Origin of the sequence: Azospirillum aestuarii (assembly GCF_016632405.1) — a bacterium.
In the GTDB taxonomy this organism is placed as follows: domain Bacteria; phylum Pseudomonadota; class Alphaproteobacteria; order Azospirillales; family Azospirillaceae; genus Azospirillum; species Azospirillum aestuarii.
On the sequence record NZ_JAEPIV010000079.1, the window covers coordinates 1,931 to 2,432 of the forward strand.

Sequence of the window (502 nt, forward strand, 5' to 3'; positions counted from 1 at the left end):
CCGCTGTCGCCGCCGAAGCCGCCCAGGATGACGTTGAAGATCGAGCGGTTCATGCCCTTGCACATGATGTAGGACAGGATGGCGCCCGACGAGCCGACCAGCGCGCCCGTGACGATCAGCAGGTTGTTCTGCAGCGTGAAGCCGATGCCCGCCGCCGCCCAGCCCGAGTAGCTGTTCAGCATCGAGATCACCACCGGCATGTCCGCCCCGCCGATCGGCAGGATCAGCAGCAGGCCGAGCGCCAGCGACACGGCAACGATCAGCCACATCGGGGCGTCGGCGTTGCTCTGCACCAGCCAGACGATGAGCAGGATGGTCAGCACGCCGAGGGCGGCGTTGAGGTGGTGCTGGAAGGGGAAGACCAGCGGCTTGCCGGTGACCAGGCCCTGCAGCTTGGCGAAGGCGACGATCGAGCCGGTGAAGGTGATGGCGCCGATGGCGGTGCCGAGCGCCATCTCGACCAGCGAGCCCTTGGCGATGGCGCCGGGCACGCCGATGCCGT

General features: G+C 67.9%; 1 protein-coding gene. It reads right to left on the bottom strand.

Translation table 11 applies throughout. The features are described 5' to 3' along the window. The coding region (locus tag JJL56_RS33580) for an NAD(P)(+) transhydrogenase (Re/Si-specific) subunit beta (protein WP_247891388.1) at positions 1 to 502 on the bottom strand (502 nt) is incomplete at both ends.